Below are 8050 nucleotides of genomic sequence, written 5' to 3'. Positions count from 1 at the left end.
GAAGGATCGCTTCCGCCCCTTCGTGATCGTTCCAGAACTTTTCGGTGCCCTTCACCCGGTAGTTGACATCTTTGATCAGCGACTCCACCATGCTCGACGATACGCCCCGCCCCTTCTTCCGGTACTCCACGTAATTCATACGCTTCTCGTTGTTCTTCAGGTAGCTCAGGGTTTGCCGCACCGCCTCGTGTGGGGTCGGTCGGCGGCAATGTTTCGATCCCCGCGAGGTCCTCAGGAGTCAGTTTGACCTTAGCCATTGTCCTTCCCTCCTTGACGTTGCGCACAGAACCGTAGCCCGATTTTCACCTCCCAGATTAATCAAAGCAAGGTTCGAGGTAGAGTGGCCCCACACTCGCGCGACGCGCCCAACCGCTACCGTCCTTTCAAACGGACCTGCGCGCGGGTACAACTTACCTTCATCTCCGCTTCAACTTGCGCCCGGCACCGCGCCACGGTCGAAGCTGAACGTAGGGGGCACGATCCGATGACGGCACGGTTCACGGTGCTCGCGAGCGGCAGCGGCGGGAACGCCAGCCTGCTCGAGTTCGATGGCTTCGGCCTGCTCATCGACTGCGGGTTGCAGCCGCGGCACCTCACCGCGCGGTTCCGGTCGGTCGGCACCTCGTGGGAGCGGGTATCCGCGGTCGTCCTCACGCACACCCACACCGACCACTGGAAGGACGCGACCCTCGCCGAGCTGCGCGCCCGCCGCGTCCCGATGTACGCGCACCCGCAGCACTACGCGTCTATGGAGCGGGCGAGCTCGTTCGCCTCGTTCCGCGCCGCGGGGCTCGCGCGCGAGTACAGCGACGGCCGGCCGCTCGAACTCGCGCCGGGGCTCCGCTGCTTGCCGGTCCGCGTGTCGCACGACTCGACCCCGACCTACGCGTTCCGCATCGACGGGTACGACGGCGAACGGCCGGAGCCCGCGTGGGCGATCGGGTACGCTTCGGACCTGGGGTGCGGCTCACCGGAACTGGTCGCCGCGTTCACCGGGGTGGACGTGCTGGCGCTGGAGTACAACCACGACGAACTGATGGAGCGTGCCAGCCCGCGGCCGAAGTTCCTCGTGGACCGCGTGCTGAGCGACCTGGGCCACCTCTCGAACAAGCAGGCGGCGGAACTGACCGCGACCATCGCGGGGCGGTCCGGCGAGGGGTTCCCGGGGCATTTGGTACAGTTGCACTTGAGCAAGGACTGCAACACGCCCGAGCTGGCAGCGGTGGCGGGACGGGAGGCGCTGGTGGGGCTGAACCCGGCGACGGAGGTCGTCACCGCGCGCCAGGACTACGCGATCGTCCCGATCACGCTCGCCCGGCGGCCGAATGCGGGCAACCGGGCCTCCGCGCGTGTGCACCGCGCGGTCCCGAAGCGCCGCACGGTGCAGCCGTCGCTCCCCGGGTTCGACGGCGACTGGTAGCTGGTGCCTTCGGGAGACAGTTGGTGGAAGCGTTCCGCCCACCGCCTCCCCGCCGGTCCCTCAGCCCGCTCGACGAACCGGCTCCCGCGTTCCGGGCCGTTGCTGTTTGTCAAGAAAGTGGCCGTATATTATCATCGCCGCGCGACTGTTCGCGGAGCAAGCGGACCACCTTGAAGCCAAGAACCCGGCATCACACGGCGCGGCCCGCACGTGCGAGTTCCAGAATCCGGTCCTCGGAGAGCTGCTCCGTTGGGATCAGGTTCCGCGCCGCCTGGATCGCGCGCACGTCCCCCTCGCGCACCAGCCAAAACTCGCCGACCTTCTGGTCCGCGACCCGATCGGCCGCGCCGGGTTTCGACTGGAGGACCGGTTTCAGCTTTTCGATCGCCACCGGCTGCTTGACCTGTCCCACCAGCCACGTTGTGATCTGGTCCCGGCACTTGTAATCGAAGTCGCCGGGGCTTTGGGTCGCCAGGAACAGGCCGAGGCCAGCGGACCGGGCGCGCCGCAGCAGGCTCTCCATCGGCCCCTTGGTCGCCGGCTTCCCGACCGCCGGAAGGTACGTGTCCGCCTCGTCGAACAGGAACACGGCCTGCAACGCGCCGGGCGCCGGGTGCCGCTGCCGCCACTGGTCGAGCGCCAGCAGCAGTTGGGACACCCAGAAGTCGACGGTGGCCGCGTCCCCGAGCGCGCCGGTGTTGAGCACCGTGAGCCGGGTGCGGCCGGGCGCCGCGAACGCCCCGCGCCCGAGCAGCGCGTCGATGTCGAGCGCTTCCGGGGCCTCGAACAGCCGCCGGTGCCGGGCGCCGAGCGAGTACAGGTCCTGCCGCAGCGTCCGGAAATGTCGCTCCTCGTACTGCCCGTCGAACTCCATGAGGAGCGCATCGTCCTGATCGCTGACGAGCTTCTGAAGAGTGTCTACGGTGACCGCACTCCCGGCCGCGGCCAGCACCTCAATGGCCTTTTGCAGGATCACCAGTTTGGGGTCGATGCCGCGGCTCCGGTACCCCATCATCTGGGCCAGCCCCGCGGCGGCGTACTGAGCGTGTTGCTCGCGCTCGCTGGACGGGGCGGTTGCCAGCCCGGGCGGGGCGATCGAAATGGCCAGCGGGCGGCCCTCGTTCGTCCCGGGCGTGTAGAGCTGAACGTCGATCGCCGCGCGCAGCCGTGCCCGGCGGGCCGCGCGGTCGGCGTCCGGTTCGGGCGCGGCCCATGCGGCGGGGTCGGCGTACTGGGCTAGGTCGCCCTTGCGGTCGAGCAGGACGGCCGGCACCCCGGCCAGGAGCAGTTCTTCAATGATCGCGAGCGCTGCGGTCGTTTTCCCGCTCCCCGAACCGCCGAGGAACGCCGCGTGCCGGCACAGGCTTTTGGGCTCCAGTTCGACGGGCGCCGGGAGCGCGCCGCGGGTGACGGCGAACCGGATTGCTCCCGTTGCCTTCGCCGGCGCCGCAGGCGGCGTGACCGGTGCGGGGACGGCCGCCGGCGCCGCCGCCTTGGCGAGGCCCGCGGGCGGCAGCGGCGGTGCGGGCGGCTGAGGTTTTGGGGCCGCCGCTTCGAGCCGGTCGAGATCGAGCACCCGGCGAAGAGACGGCAGGTTAGCGAGCGGCCGAACCTGCTGGCGCCAGGCGCCGAAACCGTCCGTTTTTTCGTGCTCCTTAACGAACTGTCGGAACGCGGCCATCGCGCGCCAATCGGCGTTTACGATGACGGCCTTTCGATGCTTTCCAATCGGCACGCAGAGCTTGGCGACTTGTTTGGCGGTCTCGGTTCCGGGCGAGTTTGGGAACTCGGTCGAGCGGACGAACACAGCCGGCAACTCGCCCGCCCGCTTCACCGTGTCGTCAAGTTGCCTGCCCAAGTGCCCGCCCTTTGATGTTTTGTCGCACACGCCAACGAGCAGTTTGTCTGCTGCATTTCCGCACTGTACCTCGACTTGCACGAATCGGTCGCTCGGGTCTGAGCTAAAGACTAGCCCGTTGGACATCTCGTCGGTGGCCGCGCCGATCACCCATCCAAGTAACTCTGCAAGCTTCGGTTCGTCTACGTTCGGTGGTTTCGCCTTGGGAACAAGATCCGCCCACAGTCGGCCGAAGTCAACTGCTGTCCGAGGCTTCTCCTCTGGCTTTGTGCCTTTTTTGATAAGGTCGGTCCCGGTGAATTTGCCATCCCGGATACATTGTTCGCGGTGGTTACGGAAGCGGTCGAGAATGTCGCGCGTGCGCAGCCCGGCCAGTTGCGTAACATTCACTGCGGTGTATGGCGCCAGTGGGTTAAGCGGATCTTGTTCGACTCCAACGGCGCCGAAGAACACCTCCAGTCGCCGGGCCAACATCGCGCAGACCTCGTCACCCGTGCGTAAATCCGTGAGGCTGAGTGCTTCCGGGTCGTGTTCGAGGCGGTCGAGTTTGGGGCGCGGAAGAAACCCCTTGTCCTTGGCGTTACCAAACAACTCCCTCAAACACCCGATTACCACCACCGCGTTCGGCAAGGCGTCGGCAATGTCGATTAGCGTGTTGATTGCGCACCGGAACAGTTCGCCCGGCTCGGAGTCACCTTTCGCGAGTTCAATCATCTCGTCCAACTGATCGACCAGCAGCACAAACGCCGCCGAATGCACGGCGCGCATCAGCCGCCCGAGGCCGACGATCGTCTTGAGCGGCATCTCGGGACCGGGTCGAGGAACCAAGTCGCCGAGCATCTCACGGTCGTACTTCGCCAGATCCTCGCACCGCAGCCAACTCAGCGCCCGCGGGCGGATGCGACCGTCGTTCGGGAGCAGGAACAGGACCGCTCGCAACAGGTTCAGATCGATTCCCGCGAACCGCTCGTCCTGGGCGGCGATGTCGGCGAACCGGAACACGATCCGTGCCGTCTCGTCCGGCTCGAGCCAGTCGCTGAGCAACTTGTCACGGTCGGCGTCGGCGATCCCGATCGCATCGAGCAACCCGCGAGCCAGACGCATCAGCCCGGTCGTCGGGTCGCCCGGCTTGTACGGCTGCTCGAGCGAATCGAGGAGGTAGCTGAGGATGTATCGCGAGTAGTTGTCGGATCGGCTGAGCATCTGCAGGTAGCCGCAATACCCGGCGCCGCTCTCGTGGGCCGCGGTGCGGAACGCGCGCATCAGGTGCGTCTTGCCGCAGCCCGCTTCGCCGAGCAGGAGCAGGCTCTTTCCGTGCGGCGGCAGATCAGCGTCGGACGCGCGGGCCAACAGACGGTCGAAGGCCGCACGGGCCTCCGGGTGTACGGCACCCACGTCGAAGGGGTCCGTGGTCCAGAGCTGGCTGCCGAACACGACCCCACTAAACACCTCGGGGCCGTCGGGCGAGCAGTACGCCGCGACTCGCGGATCGGTCGCCGCCGGCGCGGACGCGGGTAGAACAGAAGCGGTGGGCGACATGGCTCAGCTCCCCTCGATCAGGATGAAGTGGAAGGTGGCGGTTAGGTAGGTCGTTTCGGACGCCCGCACGTCGGCCGGGTCCATGAGTTGCACGAGGTCGGCGCGGCTCAGCGTCAGCAGGCGCTCGCGGTTCGCTTCGATCAATTTGGCTTTGAAGCCATCAAGGCCGAGTGCGTGGAACGGCCGGTCGTTACGCAGTTCTTCCCAGACGTGGCTGATGAACACCTTGTACCCGCCGAACCGTCCCGTCGGGCACCGTCGTGCAGCGGCCTTCACCGTATTCGCGAACGCCTCCAGGTCGAACGGCTCCGGATCCGCAGGTCGGACCAATGGCTCCGGGTGCGGGTCCGCAGCTTTCGGGCGCGGCTCGGCGTGCGATCCGTCGGCCCATCCGCGCAACGCGACCGCGCGGAGGCCGTTCGTGCCGGTCCCGGGCGCGTCCAAAAGCACACGCGGAACGGTGTTGGTCATGTCACGCTCGTCCGGAGGGATCTCGCGGCCCATCTTTCGCGCGAGAAGAAGCGGGACGAGTGTTTTAAGCTCCGTGTGGTCGGCGAACCCGAGCGCCTGACAGGCGATGGCCTCGAACACCTTTTTGAGGGTATCGCCGGTCGCAACCGGAAGCCCGAGTTCCCGCTTCAGCAGTCGCGCGGCGAGTTTCTCGCCCTTCAACGCGTCTGGGGTTGTGCCCAGCGCCCGCGGCACGAGGAACTTTGCCTTGATCGTTCCCCAGTTCGCCCGGGGCGGCAACTGATCCACGCCCAGGAACTGCAACGCGCGGGCGCGACCGGCGTCGGTGGCGCGCTGGCCCTTCGCGGTCACGTACCCCTCCGCCCGGAGTCCCGTCAGCGCTTGCGTCACATCGTCGGCCGCAAGTGCGCTGCGGGAGAAGAAGACCGCCAGATCCTTCCGCAGATCAATTTCGCCGACGCTCTTCGACGCGGGAAGCAATCGCAGCAAGATCAGATCGGCGAGGCCCGGTGCCGAAGCCGCCGGGGGGGCGGTTGGGGATGGGGCCAGTTGGGCGGTCGCACTCATGCGGCACCTGTGGGTTGGGCGGGGCCGCGGCCCTCGGCCACGACCTCCAGAATCGTGTTCAGAATCCGTTCGAGGTCGGTCACCACGTCCTCCGCCAGGAACCGCAGCACGCGGTACCCGTGCTTCTGGTACAGGTGGTCCTTGCGCCGGTCCCGGCGGTACTGCTCGGGGTTCAGGTGGTAGAACGCGCCGTCCACCTCCACCGCCAGCTTCAGCCCGGCGGCCAGGAGGTCGGCTTCGGCCGTCTGGTTCCCGTGTTGGAACGGAAGCGGTTGGTTCGGGCGAAACAGGCCGGCCGTCTCTGACAGCGATTCCAACTGCCCGAACAGGAATTCCTCGTGGACGCTGCGGAAGTCGGACGCGAGGTCCGCCGGCGCGGGTGCCCGGACGGCCCGCGCCGCACCCACGAACGCCGCCGCCACGTCGTCTGCCACCCCGTCGTTCACGAGCCTGGCCACCGTCGCGACCGGCGGTTCGAGCCCGGCCGCGCGGAGTCGCGCGTCCAGATCGTTCCCGGCGACGCCGCGAACTTCGATGAACCCCTCGCGCGCCAGCGCGGCGGCCCGCGTCCCCTCGAATTGCGCCGCGAACTGGTCGTACTCATCGCGGGCGACGGCCACCCCGACCGGCACGCGCGGTTCGGTGACCGCCACGGCCTCAAGGAGCCGCAGTGCCGCCGGCAGCGTGCCGGGGGGCGGGGTGAGGAGCAGCGCCGGCCACAACTCCGGCGGGTACAGGTCCGCGACCGCGCGCACCACCCGGCCGGGGGCGCCGGACGCACCCGCCACCTCGCGCACGAACCGCGGCGGATCGGTCGCAGCCCCTTGCGCCCGGTCGGACAGGAGCAGCCGCGCGGCGGTCGCGGCCGGCGACCGCGGGTCGATCGGTAGGCCGCGCCACAGGACATCCAGGTCGTAGAGGGTCGGTCGGGCCGACGGGGTGACGACCGCCGCGCCGGAGCCGGCGCAGCGCTCGACCCACCGGACCGCGAGGGCGCCGGCGTCCGCCGCGCCGAACGCGACCGCAACCCACGCGGTCAGTACCGCGTGGGGTTCAACGGTGGCGGCTACGGCATGGGGCCGCGGGGCGCTGGTAACCCGGAGGCCCCACGCGCGTCGGCCGAGCCCGACCGGGCCGACCAGAACGGCGATCGTGGGAACGCCCTGCGCGGTGCGGGCGTGGTGCCGCAGGAACGATTCGGCGGTCGGTACGGTACTCATGGGCGAGAAGACGTTTGTGTTGAAGAAGCGTCAGTCTGCCACAGCGCCGATCGGAACACGAGGGAAATTTTGAAACGAACGGCTATTTGTTCGCCTTCGAGGGAAATGAGCGCGAACGGGCATCATCGGGGGGCCGGCGCGGGGGCGGAGTTCCGCCGAATCGAGTTCGCGAATTTTGGCGAGATCGAAACGCGCGCGTTTGCCGCCGCCAGCAGCAGGCAAACGTTTGGCGAACCGCCCACATCAGCCGGCGGGGGGCGCAGGGAGGTCAGCCTTCTTCACGAATCACTTCGAGACTGTCGGCCAAGCACTGCTCAAGGTACTCGGCGAAGTTGGTATAAGCGTCGGTCGAAACCGTTCGCGACACCACCCAAAATCCGACTACCGGATATTCCCCGCCCGGCCCTGGACGCGACGTGTCAAGGCACATTGGTGGGAAGTGCTCGTCCCCGCGCTCGATAACGATCAGGTGGGACGGCAGACCACGGTTCTCGCGCATCCAGAGCGTGTCACCCCAAGCGCAGCCGCCGCTCGTTCCAAGCGACTGGTTGTTCCAGATGCCCGAGATGCCCGTGTACGCACGAATCCCACCGGCTCCGTAAATTGATAGGAACGTGCGGTAGGACGGCGGTAGGACGACGCCGAACGCGCCGCCTAAGTCCATGATGCTAGTGTCCTGAGGGTACTTGTTTAGCGCGCCGGTAGTAGCACCGGTCGAGGTAGGAGCCGGTTTCCGAAGCATCGCAACGTGTGGCTGACGTGATCCACGACCGAGAGGGTCCGGCGGCGGCACGTCTCGAACACGGACATCAACACGCCTTGCGCCTTCGCGCCCGCGGCGGTCCGGTTCCCGCCCCACACCTTGCGGTTCACAACCGCGGGGCGAATCGCCTGCTCGGCCTTCCAGTTGGTGGGCTCGACCCGTGGGTCGAACACGAACGTAAACCACTGCTCGAAATGGTTCCACAAGTGCTT

Annotated in this window: 6 protein-coding genes; 1 reads left to right on the top strand and 5 read right to left on the bottom strand. The window is 67.6% G+C overall.

Going from position 1 to position 8050, the window contains the following annotated elements; all coding sequences use genetic code 11:
* Positions 1-484 precede the first annotated feature (484 nt).
* Positions 485-1420 carry an MBL fold metallo-hydrolase gene (locus R5W23_RS04790; RefSeq protein WP_320685347.1) on the top strand — a complete coding sequence of 312 codons (936 nt, stop codon included), beginning with the start codon at positions 485-487 and terminating at the stop codon, positions 1418-1420.
* Positions 1421-1610: 190 nt separating this feature from the next.
* Here R5W23_RS04790 and R5W23_RS04785 read toward each other — a convergent pair whose 3' ends face one another.
* The 5 genes from R5W23_RS04785 to R5W23_RS04765 form a co-directional block, all read right to left on the bottom strand.
* Complete coding sequence (locus R5W23_RS04785; RefSeq protein ID WP_320685346.1) at positions 1611-4817, bottom strand: helicase HerA domain-containing protein; 3207 nt, start codon at positions 4815-4817, stop codon at positions 1611-1613.
* Between the two features lie 3 nt (positions 4818-4820).
* Positions 4821-5855, bottom strand: a complete 1035-nt coding sequence (locus R5W23_RS04780) for a hypothetical protein (RefSeq protein WP_320685345.1) — start codon at positions 5853-5855, stop codon at positions 4821-4823.
* The gene (locus tag R5W23_RS04775) at positions 5852-7075 is read right to left on the bottom strand and encodes a DUF559 domain-containing protein (protein WP_320685344.1); all 1224 of its coding nucleotides are present in this window, start codon (positions 7073-7075) and stop codon (positions 5852-5854) included. The genes R5W23_RS04780 and R5W23_RS04775 overlap by 4 nt, the downstream gene beginning before the upstream one ends.
* Positions 7076-7343: 268 nt before the next feature.
* Positions 7344-7817 (bottom strand): SMI1/KNR4 family protein, encoded by a 474-nt coding sequence (locus R5W23_RS04770; RefSeq protein WP_320685343.1) that lies wholly within the window; start codon positions 7815-7817, stop codon positions 7344-7346.
* On the bottom strand, positions 7766-8050 hold a 285-nt coding region (locus R5W23_RS04765; RefSeq protein ID WP_320685342.1), incomplete at its 5' end, for an IS66 family transposase. The genes R5W23_RS04770 and R5W23_RS04765, both read right to left, overlap by 52 nt.

Origin of the sequence: Gemmata algarum (assembly GCF_034097035.1) — a bacterium.
Lineage (GTDB): Bacteria > Planctomycetota > Planctomycetia > Gemmatales > Gemmataceae > Gemmata > Gemmata algarum.
This window is presented reverse-complemented; position numbering and strand designations above follow the sequence as displayed.